The 22605-nt window shown below is 37.6% G+C and carries 17 protein-coding genes and 2 riboswitches; of the genes, 3 read left to right on the top strand and 14 right to left on the bottom strand.

Features of this window, described 5'->3' with window-relative positions; all coding sequences use genetic code 11:
* Positions 1 to 95: 95 nt before the first annotated feature.
* The 6 genes from metH to JNUCC52_RS16255 form a co-directional block, all read right to left on the bottom strand.
* Positions 96 to 3527: a methionine synthase gene (gene metH, locus JNUCC52_RS16280; RefSeq protein ID WP_173478860.1), complete on the bottom strand. Its 3432-nt coding sequence runs from the start codon at positions 3525 to 3527 to the stop codon at positions 96 to 98.
* Positions 3520 to 5367, bottom strand: coding sequence for a bifunctional homocysteine S-methyltransferase/methylenetetrahydrofolate reductase (locus JNUCC52_RS16275; protein ID WP_337980344.1), 1848 nt, complete (start codon positions 5365 to 5367; stop codon positions 3520 to 3522). Before JNUCC52_RS16275 ends, metH begins: the two co-directional genes overlap by 8 nt.
* An 89-nt stretch (positions 5368 to 5456) precedes the next feature.
* A riboswitch (SAM riboswitch) is annotated at positions 5457 to 5556 on the bottom strand.
* 124 nt (positions 5557 to 5680) lie between these two features.
* On the bottom strand, positions 5681 to 7069 hold the full coding sequence (locus JNUCC52_RS16270; protein ID WP_139859589.1) for a protoporphyrinogen oxidase: 1389 nt from the start codon (positions 7067 to 7069) through the stop codon (positions 5681 to 5683).
* A gap of 451 nt (positions 7070 to 7520) precedes the next feature.
* On the bottom strand, positions 7521 to 8810 hold the full coding sequence (locus tag JNUCC52_RS16265; protein ID WP_173478861.1) for a globin-coupled sensor protein: 1290 nt from the start codon (positions 8808 to 8810) through the stop codon (positions 7521 to 7523).
* 663 nt (positions 8811 to 9473) lie between these two features.
* Complete coding sequence (locus tag JNUCC52_RS16260) at positions 9474 to 10760, bottom strand: SEL1-like repeat protein (RefSeq protein WP_337980343.1); 1287 nt, start codon at positions 10758 to 10760, stop codon at positions 9474 to 9476.
* Between the two features lie 73 nt (positions 10761 to 10833).
* The gene (locus JNUCC52_RS16255; RefSeq protein ID WP_173478863.1) at positions 10834 to 11847 is read right to left on the bottom strand and encodes a YdcF family protein; all 1014 of its coding nucleotides are present in this window, start codon (positions 11845 to 11847) and stop codon (positions 10834 to 10836) included.
* 186 nt (positions 11848 to 12033) lie between these two features.
* Here JNUCC52_RS16255 and JNUCC52_RS16250 point away from each other — a divergent pair, with 186 nt between their 5' ends.
* Both JNUCC52_RS16250 and JNUCC52_RS16245 read left to right on the top strand, forming a co-directional pair.
* The gene (locus JNUCC52_RS16250; RefSeq protein ID WP_173478864.1) at positions 12034 to 12507 is read left to right on the top strand and encodes a hypothetical protein; all 474 of its coding nucleotides are present in this window, start codon (positions 12034 to 12036) and stop codon (positions 12505 to 12507) included.
* Entirely contained in the window at positions 12495 to 12782 is a 288-nt protein-coding gene (locus JNUCC52_RS16245) for a DUF2653 family protein (RefSeq protein ID WP_337980342.1), read from the top strand. The genes JNUCC52_RS16250 and JNUCC52_RS16245 overlap by 13 nt, the downstream gene beginning before the upstream one ends.
* A gap of 145 nt (positions 12783 to 12927) precedes the next feature.
* On the opposite strand, the gene JNUCC52_RS16240 is transcribed toward JNUCC52_RS16245, so the two are convergent.
* From JNUCC52_RS16240 to JNUCC52_RS16220, 5 genes are all read right to left on the bottom strand, one after another.
* Positions 12928 to 14556 (bottom strand): S-layer homology domain-containing protein, encoded by a 1629-nt coding sequence (locus JNUCC52_RS16240; protein ID WP_173478866.1) that lies wholly within the window; start codon positions 14554 to 14556, stop codon positions 12928 to 12930.
* A 113-nt stretch (positions 14557 to 14669) separates the two neighbouring features.
* Positions 14670 to 15839: an endonuclease Q family protein gene (locus tag JNUCC52_RS16235; RefSeq protein WP_337980341.1), complete on the bottom strand. Its 1170-nt coding sequence runs from the start codon at positions 15837 to 15839 to the stop codon at positions 14670 to 14672.
* A gap of 71 nt (positions 15840 to 15910) precedes the next feature.
* Positions 15911 to 16081, bottom strand: coding sequence for a hypothetical protein (locus JNUCC52_RS16230; RefSeq protein WP_173478868.1), 171 nt, complete (start codon positions 16079 to 16081; stop codon positions 15911 to 15913).
* A 101-nt stretch (positions 16082 to 16182) separates the two neighbouring features.
* On the bottom strand, positions 16183 to 16965 hold the full coding sequence (locus JNUCC52_RS16225; RefSeq protein WP_337980340.1) for a heme ABC transporter ATP-binding protein: 783 nt from the start codon (positions 16963 to 16965) through the stop codon (positions 16183 to 16185).
* A gap of 5 nt (positions 16966 to 16970) precedes the next feature.
* Entirely contained in the window at positions 16971 to 18017 is a 1047-nt protein-coding gene (locus tag JNUCC52_RS16220) for a FecCD family ABC transporter permease (protein ID WP_337980339.1), read from the bottom strand.
* Positions 18018 to 18164: 147 nt separating this feature from the next.
* A riboswitch (cobalamin riboswitch) is annotated at positions 18165 to 18360 on the bottom strand.
* Positions 18361 to 18537: 177 nt separating this feature from the next.
* Here JNUCC52_RS16220 and JNUCC52_RS16215 point away from each other — a divergent pair.
* Positions 18538 to 19101 carry a YdhK family protein gene (locus tag JNUCC52_RS16215; protein WP_337980338.1) on the top strand — a complete coding sequence of 188 codons (564 nt, stop codon included), beginning with the start codon at positions 18538 to 18540 and terminating at the stop codon, positions 19099 to 19101.
* 51 nt (positions 19102 to 19152) lie between these two features.
* Here JNUCC52_RS16215 and JNUCC52_RS16210 read toward each other — a convergent pair whose 3' ends face one another.
* The 3 genes from JNUCC52_RS16210 to JNUCC52_RS16200 all read right to left on the bottom strand — a co-directional run bounded on the left by JNUCC52_RS16210 (position 19153) and on the right by JNUCC52_RS16200 (position 22564).
* Positions 19153 to 19839, bottom strand: coding sequence for a response regulator transcription factor (locus JNUCC52_RS16210; protein WP_337980337.1), 687 nt, complete (start codon positions 19837 to 19839; stop codon positions 19153 to 19155).
* A gap of 6 nt (positions 19840 to 19845) precedes the next feature.
* On the bottom strand, positions 19846 to 21210 hold the full coding sequence (locus JNUCC52_RS16205) for a HAMP domain-containing sensor histidine kinase (RefSeq protein ID WP_337980336.1): 1365 nt from the start codon (positions 21208 to 21210) through the stop codon (positions 19846 to 19848).
* 811 nt (positions 21211 to 22021) lie between these two features.
* On the bottom strand, positions 22022 to 22564 hold the full coding sequence (locus JNUCC52_RS16200; protein WP_173478871.1) for an NADPH-dependent FMN reductase: 543 nt from the start codon (positions 22562 to 22564) through the stop codon (positions 22022 to 22024).
* Positions 22565 to 22605: the final 41 nt, after the last annotated feature.

The raw sequence follows: 22605 nt of genomic DNA, 5'->3' as shown, positions 1-22605 counted from the left end.
TTCGTTTCACCAAGCCACTAAGGGTATATCCGACTTTGACTACATATTTCAAAAGCCGTGACAAACCCTTCGTAGACGTTGACATGTAATTAAAATTACACATTAAAATATCTTGCATCTGGATGTGCAAAAACAATTGCAGATACGGACGCTTCTGGTTCCATCATAAAGCCTTCTGTTAAATGCACACCAATATCTTCAGGTTTTAATAAGCCAAATAATTTCTCTTGATCTTCTAAGTTCGGGCAGGCAGGATAGCCAAATGAGAAACGTTGCCCTTGGTATTTGGCTGCAAATCTGTCGCGCATTGTGAAATCTGTGTTATCAGGGAAGCCCCATTGATCACGAATTTCTTGATGCATACGCTCCGCAAAGCCTTCGGCAAGCTCAAGAGCTGTTGATTGAAGGGCATGACTTTCAAGGAATTTCCCCTCCTCTTTTAACTGACGAGCTGTCGCCATCACACCTTGTCCAGCAGTTACAACCATCAGTGCAATATAATCCATCTCTCCGCTATCTACTGTTTTCAAGAAGTCCGCTAAACACATAAACGGTTCCACTTGCTGACGAGGGAATGTAAAACGCTCAATTTCCGTTTTACTATCTGCTGGATCATATACGACTACATCATCTCCATCTGCTTGCGCTGGGAAAAACTGATACAAGCCTGAAGGTTTCAATAAATCACTTTGTAAATATTCGTCAACTAATTGTTTTAGTTCTGTTGCACGTGCGTCTCCCGCATCAAGTAATTGCTGCACCTGCCCTTTTAATCCTAGGTGGTGACCAATCAATGTTCGCATATTCACGTATGGATATAAATGCGACACCGAATAATCCTTTTTGACATGACGACGAACATCCGCAGGCAGAAAGACTGGCGCATCTTTTACTGTCCGTACAGGCTTCACAGTGATTTCTTTCGCTGGACGTGCTGCTCGTTTCTCGTCTGCCTCTAATCGTTTTTGACGCGAGTCAGCGATTTCCGCTAAAAAGTTCTCTCTAGTCTCTGTACCCATTAAAAGATTCACTTGCTCTAGACCTTGCATCGCATCTTTTGAGTAAATAACAGGTCCTTCATATTCGTTTGCAATTTTCGTTTCAGTAAAGCGACGAGATAATGCTGCGCCTCCTACTAATATAGGCACATTAATTCCTGCTGCTTTAAAGTCTTGCGCAGTGATAACCATTTGCTGAGCAGATTTAACAAGCAAACCCGATAAACCGATAAAGTCAGGCTTTTCTTTACGAATAGCCTCAATTAACTGAGATGGCGTTACTTTAATGCCTAAATCAACAACTTTATATCCGTTATTACTTAAAATAATATCTACGAGGTTTTTACCAATATCATGCACATCACCTTTTACAGTGGCAAGCACCATTTTACCTTTACCTGAGCTGTCCTCATTTTTCTCCATAAATTGCTCAAGATGCGCTACAGCTGCCTTCATGACCCCTGCAGATTGTAATACTTCCGCTACGATAAGCTGATTATCATTGAATAAGCGGCCAACCTCAGCCATCCCTTCCATCAATGGTCCATTAATAATATCAAGCGGTGCGTCAAAAATTTCACGGGCAGCATCAAGATCCTCAATAAGCCCTTCTTTAGTACCTTCTAAAATATAATAAGCTAAGCGTCCTTCCACTGTTTTTGGAATATCTGCTTCAGTTTTCTCTTTCTTTTTATCACGATAAAAATCAGTGAATACCGCTAATGTTTCATCATTTGTATTGAATAATAGGTCATTTGCAAGCTTAATTTCCTCTTCAGGAATCGATGCATAACGCTCTAACTTCTCCGTGTTAACAATCGCATAATCTAAGCCCGCCTGTGTACAGTGATATAAATAGACGGCATTCAATACTTCACGCCCAACTGGTGGTAAGCCGAAGGAAATATTACTTACACCGAGAACCGTTAACGTGCGAGGCATTTTTTCTTTAATAAGACGAATACCCTCGATTGTTTCGAGTGCTGAGCCTATATATTGTTCATCACCTGTACCAACTGGGAACATAAGCGGATCAAAAATAATATCCTCTGGTGCTAAGCCCCATTTCTCTGTTAATAATTGATAAGAACGCTCGGCAATTTCTAGTTTACGATGGCGATCTACTGCCATCCCTTGTTCATCAATTGTACCGACAACTAAAGAGCCACCATATTTTTTCACTAATGGCATAACTGCGTCAAAACGTTCTTCTCCATCCTCCAAATTAATAGAGTTAATAATCGCTTTCCCTTGTGAGAATTTCAGCGCTTCCTCAATTACTTTCTCATCTGTAGAGTCAATTACAAGTGGTACTTTTACTTTTTTTACAACTTCCTGCATAAAACCACGCATATCAGCTAATTCATCACGGTCTGGGTTCGCTAAGCAAATATCAATAACATGTGCCCCGTTTTTCACTTGTGCACGTGCGATTTCTGCAGCTTCCTCATATTTCTCGTCAATGATTAAATTTTTAAATTTTCGAGAGCCAATTACATTCGTCCGCTCACCAATAAATAGTGGTCGCATCGAATCATCATATACTAAAGGTTCAATACCAGATACCACATGACCATGTGTGCTTTCTGGTAATTGACGAGGCTTTTCATCCTTTAACACTTCTCGAAGGGCTGCAATATGCGCTGGCGTTGTTCCGCAACAACCCCCGACAATATTTAGCCAGCCTTTTTCAGCAAAACCTTTTAATTTTTGAGATAATGATTCTGGCGATTCATGATAGCATCCTTCCTCGTCTGGCAAACCAGCATTTGGATAACAGCTAATATAGCCTGTAGAAAGCTCTGCTAACGAACGAATATGATCTGTCATAAATTCTGGACCAGTCGCACAGTTTAAGCCGACAGATAACGGCTTAATATGCTCAATTGATATGTAAAAGGCATCAATCGTTTGCCCCGCTAGCGTTGTGCCCATAGGCTCAATCGTACCAGAAATCATAACAGGTAGTTCTTTCCCAGTGTCTTCAAATGCACGTGATACCCCGAGCGTCCCCGCTTTTACATTGAGCATATCTTGACTCGTTTCAAGAAGCAGTACGTCCGAACCCGCTTCGATTAACGCCTTTGCCTGTACATAAAAGTTTTCTTCCAGTTCATCAAAGGTAATACCGCCAGTTACTGATAATGTTTTCGTCGTTGGCCCCATCGCCCCCGCTACAAAGCGAGGCCATTCTGGAGTAGAAAACTCATCTACTACTTTGCGCGCAATTTCCACCGCACGTTTATTAATTTCTTCCGCCTTAGAGCCAAGATTATATTCATTTAATACAAGAGGCGTACCTCCAAACGTATTTGTACAAATAATATCCGCACCAGCCTCTAAATATTTTCGGTGAACCTTTTCAAGCACATCAGGTCTCGTTAAAACAAGGTTCTCGTTACATCCATCAAGCTCCTCGCCACCAAAATCTTCTGCTGATAAGTTTTCATTTTGAAGCATTGTACCCATTGCGCCATCAAGAATTAATATTCGTTTCTCTAGTTGCTCTTCAATCAAGTGCTTAGCCATCTATACTTACCCCTTTTTTCTGTTCATCCAATTGCTCTATAAATTTCATTAACTCTAGCGTCATATCATAGCGTAAAAACGGTGTAATTAAGTAAATACCATTGAAATACTCTGCAGCTACTTCCACTAACTCTTTAGCAATTGCAATCCCTTCTAATGTTGAACGTTCTTTATCTTCACCACATGCCTTCATACGTGACAGTGCATCGTCCGATAGTTTAATACCTGGTACTTCATGGTGTAAAAATTCAGCGCTCTTATAGCTTGTTACTGGCATAATCCCAATATAAATTGGTGCATCTAAATGCTTCGTCGCCTCATAAATTTCAATAATTTTCTCTTTCGTATAAACAGGTTGAGAAATAAAGTAATCGGCGCCATGTTCAATTTTTTTCTCTAGACGGGCTACCGCTCGATCTAACACACGGACATTCGGATTAAATGCTGCCGCTACAGAAAAGTTTGCTTTTTTACGAAGTGGCTTTCCAGAAAATGAAATACCTTCATTCAACTGTTTAATCAGTTGGATTAGCTCCATAGAAGATACATCATAAACACTTGTTGCACCAGGGAAGTCGCCTACCTTAGTCGGATCTCCAGTAACTGCTAAAATATCATGAATACCAAGTGCATTTAAGCCCATCAAATGCGACTGTAATCCAATTAAATTACGGTCACGACACGTTATATGCGTTAATGGTCGAACACCATGTGTTTCCTTTAATAACGCACCCATTGCCACATTACTAATGCGTGGCGATGCAAGTGAGTTATCTGCCATCATCACTACATCAGCGCCTGCTTCATATAATTTTTTCGCCCCTTGAATAAAGCCATCAATCTCTAAATGCCTTGGTGTATCTAACTCCACGATAACTGAGCGCTCACGTTTCACCTTTTCAAGTAACGGCTCATATGTTGCAGGCTCTGCTTCTCGTACAATCTCCACTTTTTCTGGCTTAGCTAACTTTTCTTCAATAGGTGTTAACTCTTCTAAATATTTTTTCGCTGCCGCAATGTGCTTTGGTGTTGTGCCACAGCAGCCACCTATTAAACGAACACCTTGGTCAACTAGTGCAACCGCTGCTCGACCAAAATAATCTGCTTCTGATTCATATACGACACGCCCATCCTCTAAATCTAGCAATGATGCATTTGGATAGGCAGACATAAATGCTTTTTCAGGAAGTTCAACACCTTCGAATGCTTGAATGGTATGATGCGGACCTAAACGGCAATTTACGCCAACTACATCTGCACCAAGCATCTCAAGCTCGTGCAATGCATAATTTAATGCCATTCCATTTTGTAACACGCCAGGTTCATGCATTGACACCTGCGCAATAATTGGTAGCTTTGTTTTGGCACGTAACATTTTCAACGTTGCGCTTAACTCTTCGAAATCATAATACGTTTCAAGTAAAAGGCCGTCTGGATTGCCTGCAAGTAACACATTAGCTTGCTCTTCAACTGTCGTTAAAATTTCCTCTAACGTAGCATCACTTTTACGAATACCGCGGATACCCCCAATTGTGCCTAACACAAATTGTCCACCATCTGCTGCAGCACGTTTAGCAATCGTGATCGCTGCTTCATTAAACTGCTGCACTCGCGATTCTAAGCCGTAGCGTGCTAATTTAATAGCATTAGCCCCATAAGTATTTGTTTGAATTACATCTGCACCAGCAGCAATATATTCTCTATGAATTTTTTCAATTAATTCTGGTTTCTGTACATTCATTTCTTCATGGCAGTACTCCAAGCCGTAGCCATATAAAACAGTACCAATAGCACCATCTGCAGTTAACACATGTGTTTTTAACTTTTCTAGCAATCCCATAAACGTAAGCCTCACTTTCCTTTTTCCCAAAATATAAAAAGCCTTCTTTTACAAAAAAGAAGGCTTTAACGAATCGTAATTGTTTTTCCTTCTCATCTTCGACCAATAAGGTCTTCTGGATTTAGCACCTGACATGAGTTGGTTGCTGAAGCTTCATTGGGCCAGTCCCTCGGCTTCTCTCGATAAGAATGTAGTATGAATTTTTCAAATAATTAAAAGAATCATATCGTTTACAGGCGATAGAGTCAAGACTATTTCACTTAACAAAGGAGATTTCTCCAGAAAAATACCTATTTTCGTATTTATTTCACTACTATACTAGTTTTTCTGCAAGCTCTTCGCCTATTTTTTTACCATTTTGAATACAAGCACCAATACCTACTCCAAAATAAGAGCAACCTGCTATCGATAAATTGGGATACTTTTCTGCAAGCTCAGCTGTTAAGCCCTTCAATGCTTCATGATGTGCTAAATCGTATTTCGGCATTTGGTCGATCCACTTTGCAACATTAACAACAGTTGGCTTTTCATCAATACCTAAACTTTTCTTCACATCTTCTAATGCGACAGCTGCTAGTTCTTCATCTGTCATCTTTCGTAATTTTTCGTACGCAGGATTAATGCTCTTATAAAACAGTCGTACAAGTAATTTACTATTAGTAGATGTATGCTTCCATTTTCGGCTTGTCCACGTTGCCGCATTGCATTGCACATTTGAATTATGCGATACAATAAAACCCGTTCCATCTGCTGGTAACACTGCATCTGGTACATCAAAGCCTAAGTAAATTGTTATGGCAGAAGCTGTCGTAAACTCTTTAAAGTAACGATCCAATGATGGGTCCTGTAATAAGCTTTGCACCGCATCATTCGGTAGCGCTAATACAACGTGATTAGCCTCAAGCTTTCTATTATTAGCCAAAGTAATTGTATATTGCCCTTCATGTTTCTTTACACTTGTTGTTGCTACACCTTTAATAATTTCTACTTCCGTTAATGTTTCTTCAAGGCGATCAATCAGTGATGATAAGCCTTCTTTAAACGAAATAAATTTTTTATTGGAAGCTTTCATAAATTGTTCGCGATTTGCATCAAACCCCTTAATGATGCTTCCGTAATCATTTTTATAATCAATTAAGTACGGCAGTGTAGAAGCAATTGAAAGTTGATGTAGATCTCCAGAATATACGCCTGCTAATACTGGTGCTATTTGATTTTGTACAAGCTCTTCTCCTAAGTAATACGTTAAAAACTCACCTATTGAGCTTTCTTTAGTAAATCCTTTATTTGGCATCGTTAAGTCCTGTAATGCAATTTGCTTACCAGCGTCTGATACAAGTGTACTCGCTTCAAGAGAAGATAAGCTCATAGGGATACCGAATGTTGAATCTGCTGGTATTGCATGTAATTCGTCATTTGTATAGATATAAGAAACCCCTGTTTCGTTGTACACGAGCTCCTGTTCAAAATTAAGCTCCTGCACTAGCTCCATGACCCCTTTATGCCGAGCAACAATTGAATCAGCACCCGTTTCCATTATAAAACCTTGGTCATACGCAGAGTGAAGCTTTCCACCTAAATAAGCATTTTTTTCAACTAGTACTAGTTTTACATCTATTTTTTTCTCCAATACTTGACGTTGTAAATAATGCATCGTACATAAACCAGTAATTCCGCCACCTAATACAACTATTGTTTCCATGAAGAATCGCCCCTAATTTCTTTATTTATCTCCTATTAGTATAAACTTTTTTCGCAAACATTTACGTTCAACCCATTACAAATTTAGCAAAAATAAAGTACGGGGAATTGTTTGCGTGCCTGGCACCTCAGATACGGCGAATTGTTTGCGTGCCTGACACCTCAGATAACACCTCAGATACACCTCAGAGACGGGAATTGTTTGTGTGCCTGACACCTCAGAGACGGGAATTGTTTGTGTGCCTGACACCTCAGATACGGGAAATTGTTTGTGTGCCTGGCACTCCACAGACAGGCACCTCAAAAAAAAATCCGCTTCACTTTCTGTAAAAGTAAGCAAGAGCACAATATTCATAAGGCTCTTATCCTACCTGCGGAAAGCAAAGCGGATTTTAAATTAAATTTTAATTGAAAGTATTTTAATAAGGTCCTCCCATTAATAATAATTTCAATTAGTTTAAGTTTTGGGCAACACTCGCTAATTTATCTGCAGAATTTGTGACTTCATTAAATGCAAGGCCAAGCTCATTCAGAATGAGTGCCACAGCTTGCACTTCTTTTTCCATACGATCATTTTGACACTTCGCTTGTGTCATGGCATCTAAAATTTTATTAAATTGCCCCTCGGTTTGGGCCATGTTTTCCTCACCTGACGCAACTTCTTCCTGAATATGGCTAAGTGTGAGGGCAAGCTTATCCGTTCGCTCCGTCGTTTTTTCCAATAATTTAGCAACAGATGTAACAGATTCCTTCGTTTGACTTGATAATTTACGAACCTCATCTGCTACAACACTAAAGCCTTTCCCCGCCTCTCCAGCACGAGCTGCTTCAATAGCTGCATTTAAAGCTAATAAATTTGTTTGATTTGCAATGTTTGTTACAACATCCATAATCGATTCCATTTCTTTCGACATATCTGTCAATTGCTTAATATTATCTGTAATATCATCTACCGATTGAATAATATTACACATATTTTTGGATTGATGTTGTAAACGTTCCCGACCTTCAACCGCCTGACTTTCGGCGAGCGTACTAACCTGAAGTGACTTTTTCGCCAATTCCTTAATCTCATGCGATTGATTATTTAATTGATGGAATGAAGCATTTGTTTCTTGAGAAATAGCAGCAAGCCCCTCTGAAGATTCCACAATTTTTTTCTCAACTGCCTCTTTTTCTCGTTCGACATTTTCCTTTAAACGTTCGACTGTACTTTCAAAAGCTTCTAATACAAGCTGTTGCTCAAAATTAGAAATTTTAGAGATGGCGCGAATCGTGTTAAATTGATCCATCGGATGCTCTACATGTTTTTCTACTAAGTCTATAAATGAAATGGCTAAATCCTGGAATGCACAAATATACCATTGTGTTCTAAGCCCGATATGTACATGCACTTTTGCGATACTTACTCGTCTTTTATAAAACTCTTCGTCTATTGTACCGTTAAACATTTCAATAATGTGTCGACGCAAGGTGACTTTCAACTTATCTACAGAACTATGTCTATTAATAATATCTACTAAACTTTGCTCAGTTCCAATCATTCCATAAAATCGGTCGACGATTTGATTGATGTTGTCCTCCACAAATGGTTTAAAAGCTTTTAAATATTGTAAATCTATTTTGGTCAAATTTAACATTTCAATCTGCTTTACCAATGTTCGTGAGTTCGGAACTTCCATTGTCACTGAGTATTGTTGTAAATCTAATGCCATTGCCTTTTTCTGTTTTTGAAAAATCACACTTTTCCCTCTTTCATTTACATGTTCTTTTGAAGAGCTGAGCATAATCTATTTCCGTTTACCCAAATATATTTATAAATATACGAAAAAATACCACGACCGCTTATAATTTAACAAGAAAATAATATAACAAAATAACATCATTATAATCAATAATTCATTAATTTTACATTTTAAAATTACTCATTTACATTATACATTTTAAATAAAATTGTCAATTTATTATAACCTATTTTTACCATTTAACACTATATTATTTAATACTATACAAAAAAGTTTTCCATCATGATAATGTGATAAAAAGTCTACTTCAACATTTTTCGCTAGCTATTTCTATCGTCTTTTTACTAAATTACGAATATTGTTTGATTTACGACGAGTATAATTAAGTATCAGCATTTTCACCATCTTTCATTTATTCATTTCGCAAAGGTCATTTAACCTAACAAATAGTCTAAAAACAAGTCTAAATAACTATAATTGAAATTATTTTTAATTAGTTTAAAATACCCACAACAATCATTGACCTTCTTTATTAATTTTCAGTCCATTTCGCACAGTATTTATCGTACAAGCATTATTTTCTTTGCAACAAAAAAATCCCGCAACGGTTAGTTTATCGCTAACCGTTACGGGTAATTTTAGTATAACTGCAAATGGGATTTACAAATCATCTAACTCCTCAAGTAATTGGGAAGCTTCTTCTATGCCTGCTTCTGCAGCAAGTCCATACCATTTCTTTGCCTCTTTAACATTTCGCGGTATGCCTTCGCCTTTATTATAAATATGGCCAAGTTGTAGTTTTGCTTCTGGATCTCCTTGAAGTGCCGCTTGCTTAAACCAATGAATACCTTTTTCAATATTACGGATACCTGTTAACCCTTTGCTCCAAATAAAGCCTAAATCATAAAATGCATCTACATGATATTGCTCAGCAGCTCTTTCAAACCAATATAAACCACGATTTACATCGCGTGTTTGCCCTAAATGGCCTTCTAAATAGATTCCACCAAGTCTGTATTCCGCTTCAACATAGCCTGCCTCAGCCGCTTTTTTATAGAAGTTAAATGCCTGCTGCTCATCTATAGCCATTCCTAGTCCTTGCTCATGCATAATACCTAGTGTAAACATTGCCTCAGCGACACCTTGTAATGCAGCGACATCAAACCATTTCTTAGCAAGCGCCATATTTTCTGCTACACTTTCACCATTAAAATACATATCAGCTAAGTTATTGGCTGCATCGGCATGCCCCTGTTTCGCAGCAGCTTCATACAGTTGGAAAGCTCGATCATAATTTTCCTCTACACCAATACCCTCAAAATAATAGTTACCAAGTGCATATTGAGCATTTGCATTACCTTGTTTTACTGCTACTTCAAACCACTTTATCGATTTTTCGGGTTGGAAAGGTGTATCATCGTTTGTACTATAATATTCTCCTAGCTCAAACTGGGCATCTGCATCTTGTTCTTCAATTGCTGCTTTGTATAAATCAATGATTTCTTCATGATCTAAATCTTCCTCATCTAATAACTCGACCGCTTCGTCCTGATGGATTACGTACCATTCCAATATATCAAGCACATCATCCACAACTTCAGTTGTATAAGCTAACTTCTCTAACGAAGTAATTTGCCAAATTAAAATATAAATTGGGAGTGGTATCGCTTCACGCAATAAATCATCGTATTCTGCCAACAGTGTTAAAACATTATCTTGTACTGTTTGTGTTTGCTCTGGATGTACAATTTGCAAATGGCGTTGTTGTTTTTTTCTTAACAATCCTTGAATAACTTGATACAGCATTTTTTGCAAGGTCGTCAGTTGTACTTCATCCAAAATGAGTAAAGATAAATTTTGTGCAAACCACGTATTCTGTATTTGTGTTAGCTGTTGTAAGGACTCCGTTCGTTCCTTATTTTGCTTTGCTAAAAATTGCCCATACATTTGTTTTCCCCCCTTGCACACTATGTAAAAAAACTGCCTTGCTACTATTATATGGAAGGCAGTTCAAGAATGGTTACACATATGCTCTTAACATAAGGCCTATAAATAAAGTAATAACAAAAAAGACCGTTACATGTACCCATTTGTACATTTCTAATAACCCGATAAATTCACGAGTAAAAGCATTTGGTATATAATATAACGCTGTTTTAGAACCTACACCTTGTGCATCTAACTTTGCCTTTCTTGCATAAATACTTGCGCGAAATACATGGAAGTTATTCGTCACAAAAAGGGAGCGATAGTGTCTTCCTTGCGCATGCGCATTCATGACTGCTTTAGAATAAACCAAATTCTGTTCTGTATTTGTTGACTGATCTTCTATTAATATTTTCCGATGCGGTATTTGGTATTTATCTATTATATATGTTTCCATCGCTAATGCTTCTGAAACTTTTTCATCATTTCCACGCCCACCCGAGACGATAATAAAGGGACGTTCCCCATATTTTTTATATTGCTTAACAGCTTCGTCTAAACGGCTTGCTAATAGAGGGGGTACTTTGTCACCGATAAGGCCTGATCCGAGCACAATAATGTAACGAGGCTCATACGTTATTGGCGTAAAATGATAAATAATAGCGTAGACCATCACACTTGTATATAAAAATACTGTATAGGCAAAAATCAAAAACGCATAGAAGAAAAGAATATGCCAAAATCCATTTTCGATATTGGTAAAAAACACGAAGACATATCCGATCATCATTAATAAAAAAGCCAATCCGAAAACAGCTAATAATAAATTTCGTATCCTTCGCCCTTCTTTTTCAAGTAGGATTTTGCTATTGAAAAACATCGCGATGGATAACAACAACATTATACTTGGGATAATACCAAACAACGTCATTATACCCATCTTGGATACAAACCCTTGCTCGTTAATAAATAGCTCATACTTTGTTGTTATTCCTACAAATACAGCTAAACCAATTAATCCTAAAACTACTGCATTAAAGAATCGTCTTTTTTCCGTAATATATAGCATTAAAAATACTGAAATCAATAATGTCATTGTTGGAAGCATTGCATTTACTCCTTTCCTTCCTTTCTATTCCCCATTCATCAATATGCTGACACTACTTGTTCATATATTGCAAAATTCCTAAATTAAAGGTAGTGAATATTTTATTTTTCACTATAGTTCATGTAAAATTACTATTAAGAACTAGTTTATGACAAAATATAAAATTATATTGGAGGAATGTAAGTAATGAAAAAAATTATTGCTGCTCTTTTTGCAGCGACACTTATGTTTGCGTCAGTTGGTGCAACATTATTAATATCGGACACACCGACTGCTGAAGCAAAATCTTATAAGTCAGGTAAAAAAGGCTTCTCAAACAATAACAATAGTTCAAATATCCAAAAATCTCAGGATAATTCTAAAGATCAAAATAATGCAACAACAAATAAAAATAATACAACGTCTACAAACAAAACAGATACTACTGCGAAAAAAGGTGGCTTTTTCTCTGGTGGTCTAATGAAAGGCTTAATGCTAGGTGGTTTAGCTGGTCTATTATTCGGTAGTCTATTTAGTGGACTAGGTATGCTTGGTAATATTTTAGGCTTATTAATCAACGTTGCTGCAATTGTTGTTATTGTGATGCTTGTCGTTAAAATTATCAATATGTTTAAAGATAAAAAACGTAAAGAACAGGAAGCTACACAATGGCACAAATAATTAACGAACAAGATATTATCAATGCAATCTGCCTATCACAGGCATATCATAAAAATCTTCGCCCAGAAGATGTACTTGTTGAGTTAACTTATGATGATGAAACAGGCTTCGGTGCAGAAGTTGAAACAAATGGTCAATTAGAAGTTTTAAATACCGCTGCTATGATTGGTGCTTTACGTGTATGGATAAAAGATGTGCTACACGGAGACCCTTTCTCAACAGGTATTGAGCTACTATTGGATGATGAAGAAGGCATTATTGCCAAATTATCATAATTTATAACATAAAGAATAGCCGTTCAATAAATCATTTAGTCGATTTATTGAACGGCTTTTTTTGTAAAATTCATTGCCGCAATGCTCAACGATATGAGCGGCATGACAGTGCCCTCACAAACTCTTTTAAGTCATACTTATCGTTCTATTGTTTGTTCGTTAGTAGCTCACTAAAGGTAACAAAGATTTTAGCCGCATGGCTACGCTTTGTTGGCGCTTCTGGAGAAAATCTCCCTTCATTGCCTACGACAATACCAAGCTCATATAGCATTGTTATTGCCTTTTTCGTCTCCTCATTATAGCTATCTATATCGTTAAATGGTATATTCCCCTTCGCAACATATGTTTGATTGAACTGCTTATCATATGCGCGGTTAATCATTAGTGCTAATTGTGCACGTGTAATTGGCTGACTCGGATTAAACTTGCCATCAGACCCTTTCACAAGCCCATGTGCGTAAGCTGCTGCAATTTCTGCTTGTGTTTCTGCATCGTAGCTTGCAATATCTATGAATGGAGCTTTGTCTTCCGTTGTTAAACCTAAGCTTCTAACGAGCATTGCTGCTGCTTGGGCACGTGTTATATTTTGTTCAGGTCTAAATGTTCCATCGGCATAGCCCTTTAAAATGCCTGTTTCAGCTGCTTTTTGTATAAACTCCGTTGCCCAATGATTTTTTATATCTAGAAATTGGACTTTACTACCTGTTGTAAATGTAGCAGTTGGACTTTGAACACTTTCGTTACCAGCCGCGTCTAGCGCTTTTATAGCAACTGAATAGGCCGTATTTTCTGTTAAACGATCAAGCGTAATCATCAATTGCTCAGCATCGACTGTAGAATAGAGCTTATTATTTACATAAATATTGTATTGCGTAACACCTTCATTATCTGTTGCTGCTTGCCATTTTACCTTTGCCGCCGTACTACTTTCAACATTGACTTGAATAGCGGAAGAGGCATCCCATAGTGGACTTGCTTTTATAATTGGTAAAAATGCTTGATTTGCCACAGCTAGATAGCCTGCTTCACTTAAATGAATGTTTTCAGGATTTGGCAAATAAGTCGGTACATCTTTTGCTACAACGTCTAAAGTCGGCACAAATATTGCACCTGCTTTTTCTGCGGTTGTTTTAATAGACGCATTCATAACACCTAATAGCATTTTAAATTGTGTCTGTAACTCTTCATTATAATAAGGGAAAGAATTATAGTATCCCATCACGTAAATTTGTACTTGCGGATTCAGCTTTTTAATTTCCGCTAAAATGGCGGCTATATTTTGTATAGCTTCTTGTGATGCCTTTAAAATGGCTGCCGTATTTATACCAGTTGTAGCTGCTTCCTTTATAATTGGTAATAAATCATTTGCACCAGCCGTTAACGTAACCAGCTCGGCTTCTTGAATCGATGCTCTAAGCTTTGCATGATCATTTGTATAACCAAACCCGTTCACAGGTTTTTCTACATCACCTTGTAAGTCCGCCAAGACATTTTTCGTTGTATAGCCTGAATAGGCAAAACCTTTATTATACGAAGTTAACAAACCCTCTTGTTGCAATGCTTGTGCAACAAAATCTGTATACCCAAGGCCAATGCCTCCAACCTCATTCATACCGTGTGCCAATGAATCACCTAGTGCTACATAATCTGCTTGTACGACCCAGCTTGGCGCAATGTCATCTTGCTTATTTTCTGCATTTGCTCCTACAGGGACTATTACCTGTAAAGCTAGTACACTAGCAGCTAAAAAACGAAATTTCTTTGTAAATTGCATATCCCCACTCCTCCTGCACATCTAATAATTTCAATTTTACTAGATTGAGGATAAAAATGGGAACAATAATAGTAAATTCCTGAAATTGCCCTCTATACTCCTAGTGATCTACCCTATTCAGGCTGAACCTTTCCGTAGACGCCACCTCCACCAACTGCAATATTTAATTGTCCTGTTCTTGCTAAATCAATCATTTTAGCAATTTTAAGCGGTACAATTTCTGCAAGCTGCTCGGTAGTAATACGATGTAGAATTGCCATTTCTGTTCCGAATGCACGAATTAATCTATCCATCATTTTCGGACCTAAACCTGGTATAAAATCAAGCGGTACTTGATGAATATACGGTGGTCTCTCACGTTCAGCACTATCTGGATCAGATAGTTCGATAATTCGACTTGCAACACCTTTTACAATTTGCGAACTTCCACATGACTTACAAATGGTATCTTCATCGTTTAACTGTTCACCACATTTAGCGCATACTGTTTGATGATATTTGCCAAGCAAAGGGTTTAACCCATAATTCGCTACTACGGCACGCCCTTCTTGTTCATGGAGTGCCATCTTTAATTCGTTAAAATTAGCTGCTTTTAGTCGTAGTTTTTGATATTCACGGGCAATTTTAACAAGTGAATGGGCATCAGAATTAGTTACAAATGTATACTGCTGAATTTCTCGAATGTTTTTTACCATGCTGGTATCAGAGCTTAAACCAAGTTCTATTGCATCTATAAGCTGTGGATCGAATACTTCCGTTAAACTGTTGTGAACGCCTCTTCCAAATAAACTTTTAAATGGGGTAAAAACATGCGCAGGGATAAAGAGACCTCCCAATTCCCGAACTTTTTGTTGTAGTACGCGTCCATCACAATAAATACGTTGTGAACTTAAATGAATATTTTTCATAAAGCCTTTCATCCAATTCGAAAAATCCGCCATCACTTCGATAGTTGGAAAATAAGCTAACACATGAATCGGGCCCTGACAGTTACTATCATAAATTTCAATTTCCGAGCCTGGAATAAGCGTCGTTTCTTGAAAACGAAGTCCCCCTTCTGTTAGCTCTTCTAGTTCACCTCGTTGTATCATCATCGTCATCTCAGCAAGCACCTCTGGCGAATGACAGTCTATAATACCAATTATATCGAGCCCTTTTTTTGCACTTGCCATCTCTAAAATGCGCGATAATGTTAAAGTTTTACTTCCTGTAATCTTTACTGCCCGCCCACTCATCGTTCGACCAATGTGAATATGTAAATCCGTATAATAGTCGTGAAACATGTATACAGCTCCTTTTTTGTTTCATTATAAAATAAAAAAAACCTTACATTGCTGCAAGGCATTTTCATGATTTAAGATGGATGGTTTTGATGTGTGCCATTATCCGTCTCGTATGAACCTGAACCTTGGTTTGGCGTCGTCGCTGCATCATAAGCAATTAAAGTAACGCCAATTTTCTTTTCTAGCTCATTAATTTTTTCTAGCTGTGTGTCATCTAATTGTGCAAATTTAATCTCATCCATATTCGTCACGCATCCTTTCAAAAGTAACGTTCCCCGAATATCTCACAACTATACAAAAATTAAATTGCAAAAATCTTCTGAATTGTTTCGGTGACTGGCACTTATGTAGTTTTCGTGAATTGATCTGATACATAAGTTAAATAAGGTTTGCCTGTCAGTGGGTGTGTTTGAATATCGGCGTAAACGCCAAAAACATCACGCAATAGTTTAGGCGTTAATACTTCCTCTGGTGTGCCGTAATGAACAATACTTCCTTGTTGTAAAACATAAATCTGATCACAATACATAGCTGCCATATTTAAATCATGTAAAGCAGCGACAACAGTTAAATGAAGTGTTTGAATTAAGTCCATTAATTGTAATTGATGCTGAATATCTAAGTGATTTGTTGGCTCGTCTAATATAAGCACTTGCGCCTGTTGTGCTAATGCACGAGCGACCATTACTCTCTTTTTTTCCCCTCCAGAAAGGGAGCTAAAGCTGCGCGTCTCTAAATGGGTAATACCTGTTTGCGCCAATGCCTCTTTGACAATTTTATAGTCTTCCTTGTCGTCCATCTCAAAAAGCTTCTTATGTGGCGTTCTTCCCATGCTCACCAAATCTCTCACTTTAAAATCAAATAACACAGGTGTTTCTTGACTCACAACGGCTAATCTTTTTGCAATCACTCTACTTGATTGCTTAAAAATATCTTCCTCATTTAATAAAACTGTTCCACTTTCAGGCTTTAATAAACGATACATATTTTTTAATAGTGTGGACTTTCCACTACCATTAGGACCAATTAAACCGACAAATTGCTTTTCTTTTATTTGAATGCTTACTTTATCTAATATGCGCTGATCATGAATGGAGAATGATACATGCTTCGCCTCTAATGTCATAGCCTTTAATCTCCTTCACCAAATGAATAATTGTTACGGCGTAGTAGCCAAATGAAAAACGGTCCGCCACAAAAGGCAGTAATGATTCCAATAGGCATTTCCTCTGGTGCGATTAATACTCGCGCAATCGCATCCGCCCACACTAAGAAAATACCTCCTAATAATGCACTAATAGGGATCACGTATTTATAATTAGATCCTACAATTAAGCGCACAATATGTGGAATGATTAAACCGACAAACCCGATGGAACCACTTACTGCAACAAGCACACCTGTTAGTAATGATACAAGTAGTATCAGTTGAATTCGAAATTGTTGAAGATTAACACCTAACGTGACTGCCGCTTCTTCTCCAAGTAATAATAAATTTAAATTTCGATAATGTAGCCAGAGCAAACTAAAGACGATGAAAAATATAATGGCCGGAATGAATACATTACTCCATTTTGCGCCTGCAAGACTTCCTAGCATCCAATACATAACGGCTTTTATACCGCCCTCTTCCTTGGACATCATTAACATAAAATTGGAAGTTGCAGACAATATAAATGATACCGCCATCCCCGCTAACAGCAAACGGAAAATAGAAATACGTCCCCCTACACGTGATAAGAAAAATACCAACACAATCGCTATAAAGGAACCTAAAAAGGCTGCTACTGAAAGTGCGTAGATACCTAAAAATGAAAAAGCACCTAAAATAATGACAGCCGTAGCTCCGACTGTCGCTCCTGAAGAAATACCTAAAATATAAGGATCCGCAATTGAATTACGGACAAGTGCTTGCACAGCCGCGCCAGCAATAGCTAAGCCTGCTCCAACAATGGCGGCAAGTATGACACGTGGGACACGTATTTGCCATATAATAATCTCCTGTGAGCGACTCCAATCAGGCTCTATCGTATTTGGGAAAATTAGAATTTTCGAGAAAATAACCTTCCAGACATGTAGCGGTGTAATTGACACAGATCCAATCATAATAGCAGCTGTCATAGAAGCTATCAGCACTAAAAGAAGGATCAATGAAAAGTACATAAATTTTTTGTTCATTTGTTTATTAACTCCTTATCAATCATGATAAATACGAAGCAATAAAAAAGGGTATTCTACGCAATAATGCATAGAAATACCCTAGGTTAAACAAAGTTGGAGAAGTATCCATCAATTGTCCGTAATTGCTTGCATCCTCGTGGGCATTACAGGTAAAACTAATTGGCAGGTCTCCTGGCTTCGATTCTACGTAACTATGATTGCCTTCCCATTCCTTAAAGCACAGTGGCTACTACATCATAGAACTCCTCGTTACAGTTGCGGGACAGCGTCGGACTTACACCGACTTCCCTTTTAAGTGGCACTCATTAACAAGTGTCACACCAATAGTATCTGAAATTTTAAAATTATGACGATTCTATCATACATAATTATGCTAGTCTATAGCTTCTTTCATCTAGGAATCAATCTTTCCTCTTTTCAACTTCATACATATAAATTTTCGTAGAAAACCTTATCCATAATTTCTGCACATTTACTTGTTACATTAAAAACAATAAATAGTAAGGAGGAAATTCATATGATATTCAAAAGAAATTTATTTCTCGGTTTCATGGCGGCAATCACTTTACTAATACTTTCAGCTTGCTCTAAGGATACAGTCGAGTCACAACCTGCTAATAGTGAAGTAATGGATCATGGCGAAGAGATGGATCATTCAAGCTCTGGTGATGTTCCTTCTACTTTAAAAACTGCTGAAAATCCTAAATTTCCAGTAGGCACTACTGCTGTTATTACGGAAGGACATATGTCTGGGATGGAAGGAGCAGAGGCAACGATTGTTGGGGCATATGATACAACAGCCTATATTGTTTCCTATGAACCGACTACTGGAGGAAAGAAAATAGAAAATCATAAATGGGTTATACATGAGGAATTAATAGATCCTGGTGATGCCCCGTTGGCTCCAGGCACAGAAGTTAAAACAACTGCATCGCATATGAAAGGCATGGAAAATGCCACTGTTCACATTGATGAAGCAGTCCAAACAACCGTTTATATGATTGATTACCCTTCAACAACTACAGGGGAAGAAATGAAAAATCATAAATGGGTTACAGAAGACGAACTAGCGTCCAAATAAAAAATCAACCTCTGACGGTTATTCCTTCAGAGGTTGTTGCTAATTATTTGTCTAATATTTTTTGTCAGCTAGCTTATGCCATTTATAGCCGATTCCCCATACTGTCTGTAAATAATCATCTACAGGAAAGCCACTTTTCCGTAGTTTATCCCGTAAATTACGCACATGTGAATCAATTGTTCGATCTTCAATTGTTACATTATATCCCCAGACAGTATTAATTAAATGTTCTCTTGAAAAAACTTTATTTTGATATTCAAGAAATAACGCTATCATGGCAAATTCTTTTGGCGTTAAAAGAATATCCTCTTGGTGAAAAGACAATTCAACGGATTCTTTATTTAATCGTAGCCCTTCAAAAACAACTACTGTTTCTTCTGTTTTTGTTCTTCTTAAAACTGCATGTATACGTGCTAATAACTCCTCCTCATCGAAAGGCTTTAACATGTAGTCGTCTGCCCCCATATTTAAGCCTCTTATAATATCAACCTGTTCCGCTTTTGCTGTTAGCATAATGATCGGCACATCCCAAAACTTCCTTATTTCCTGACATGCTTGCCAACCGTCTATATCAGGCATCATAATATCTAACAGTACTAAATCTACATGATGCTCTTCTAAATAGTCTAAAGCATCTTTCACCGTGGACATGGCTATGCAATAAAAAGAAGGTTCTAAATAAAGCGTTAGTAACTCTAACATTCTTGGTTCATCGTCAATTAATAATAATGTTTTCACTCGTTCCTACCCCTTAAATAATAATTCAAAAGTAGTCCCTTTGTTTTCTTCACTAACAACGGTCACTTCGCCTCCGTGTGCATGGACAAGCTCTTTCACAATAGAAAGACCTAATCCCAAACCGCCGTATGCACGCGCACGAGATTTTTCAACTCTATAAAAGCGTTCAAAAATATAAGGTAATTCCTTCTTCGGTATCCCCTTTCCAGTATCTTTCACAATCATTTTTAATAAGTTATTGTCTCTTTTTACTATAAAGAACGTTGAATCTCCTGAAGAGCAATAAGCTAAAGCATTATTTAACAAATTCAAAATAATTTGTTCTAGTCTTACTGCATCCGCCATTAATGTTAATCCCTCATCACATTGAACAAAAAAGTGGATTCGTTTTTCCTGAAATGCAGGCCGTAGCTTCACCTCTATACTTGCCACTAGGTCATCCAAATGAAGACATTCTTTGTTAATGACAAACGCATTTTCATCCATTTTTGCTAAATCAAATAAGTCTTTAATTAACCTTGAGAGCCGATTCGTTTCTTCAATAATAATGCCTAAATATTTTTGACGATCCTGCTCCGTTAAATCTCGTTTGTAAAGAATATCTGTATAGCCCTTTATAAAGGTAATGGGTGTTCTTAGCTCATGAGCAATACTAGCTAAAAATTCCTTTCGTTCTTCTCTTAAATGATTTAAATCATCGGATAACTGTTGAATAGCATTGGCAAGATCACTAAGTTCATCTTTGCCATTAGTTGAAAGGGCGACAGTAAAATCCCCTTTATTCATTTTCAATGTCGCTTCCTTCATAGCCATCAAAGGTTGGGCTAATTTTCGCGATAGCACAATAATAACGGCAATGGTCACCAATCCTGAAACGAGGCCGACAATTAGAAAATGTTTGTTTAATCGTTCCATTAACGCATGAATGGAATCTGTATTTTGAAACATAAAGACATAACCAATCGTTTTTTGCTGTTTTAGGATAGGACTAATTGTGGCAATATATTTTTCATCTTGCCAATTGTTCTCCAATACACGCCCATTATAAGGCACACTACCCTCGAGCTTCTTTAAATAAACTTGTACTTCGGGGTGTGCAGAAGAAGCAGCTAAAATTGTTCCAGCGTTGTCTGTTATCACAACGTCTGTATTTTCTCTTGATTCCATTATTAAAATATGTGATAGCGTTTCTTCATCGAAATTTTGCTCTAATATCGTTCGATGTGAATTTCCAGTTGTCTGTAAGTTTGTTAATTCCTCTTCCACACGCGAATTAGTTAATGATACATGTAAAAAAAACATCATAAATGTTTCTATGCAAAACAATGTAATAAAAAAAATAATCCCAAGCTTTAATGAAAGTTTTTTCATGCCTTAACCACCTATATTTCAAAATGATAACGTCCAAGTGTGAAGATTTTATGCAGAAGAAAGATACTTTTATCAATATTATAAAATAAAAACTTCTCGCTCATGAATTTTTCATCATGTCTGGGAGACGTGCCAGGCACTCACACAATTCTGAACGGGGAGAGAGGTGTCAGGCACCCATACAATTCTGAAAACTGCAAGATGTTTATACTAAGTAAAAATCCACGTAGACTCCTGCGGGAACGCACGCATTGTAAGACACAACTGGCGGCGCGACAGCGACGGTTGTGGCTTACATCGTGCCCGCGGAAAGCGTAGTGGATTTTTACGATTAAGGAGCGGGTATTATGCTAGGATTCTTCGAGACGTGCCAGGCACCCATACAATTCTGAAAACTGCAAGATGTTTATACTAAGTAAAAATATACGTAGACTCCTGCGGGAACGCACGCATTGTAAGACACAACTGGCGGCGCGACAGCGACGGTTGTGGCTTACATCGTGCCCGCGGAAAGCGTAGTGGATTTTTACGATTAAGGAGCGGGTATTATGCTAGGATTCTTCGAGACGTGCCAGGCACCCATACAATTCTGAAAACTGCAAGATGTTTATACTAAGTAAAAATATACGTAGACTCCTGCGGGAACGCACGCATTGTAAGACACAACTGGCGGCGCGACAGCGACGGTTGTGGCTTACATCGTGCCCGCGGAAAGCGTAGTGGATTTTTACGATTAAGGAGCCACTGATGCTTAGATTTTTATAAAAAAAAGCCAATAAGTATGTCAAATACTTATTGGCTTTCATAATTATTAAATATATTTTTTAACCCAGTCTAAGAAGTTGTCAATAACTACATCAAGGAATTTTACAGTACCTTCATCAGTTAAATTGCCTTCAGCATCGAATTTTGTGTGTACGGCACCGATATAGACGTCATTACCACTAAGTAATGGAGAATTAATTCCAGGTGAGAATAAAATATCACGTAAATGTAATTGTGCTTTCACAGTACCTAAATTCCCCATTGATGCTCCCATCATGAAAGATGGTTTACCGACCATTACTTTATCTACACGAGATAGCCAGTCAATAGCGTTCACCATAACTCCTGGCACAGTTCCGTTATATTCTGGTGTTACCCAAAGTACCGCATCAGCTGCTTTTACTTTTGCTTTAAAGTCTAATACTGTTTGTGGTGCTTCATTTTCAATATCTTGATCATACATTGGTAAATCACGTAAGCTTAATACTTCTAACTCAAACTTTTCTGCATAACGCTTTTGAATAAATTTTGCTAATTGCATATTATATGATTCTTTACGGATACTACCTACGATTGCTACTACTTTCATGTTGTTTCCTCCTAAATGGTTACTGCCATTAATATTTGTTA

It is taken from the genome of Lysinibacillus sp. JNUCC-52, assembly GCF_015999545.1.
GTDB lineage: Bacteria > Bacillota > Bacilli > Bacillales_A > Planococcaceae > Lysinibacillus.
This window is presented reverse-complemented; position numbering and strand designations above follow the sequence as displayed.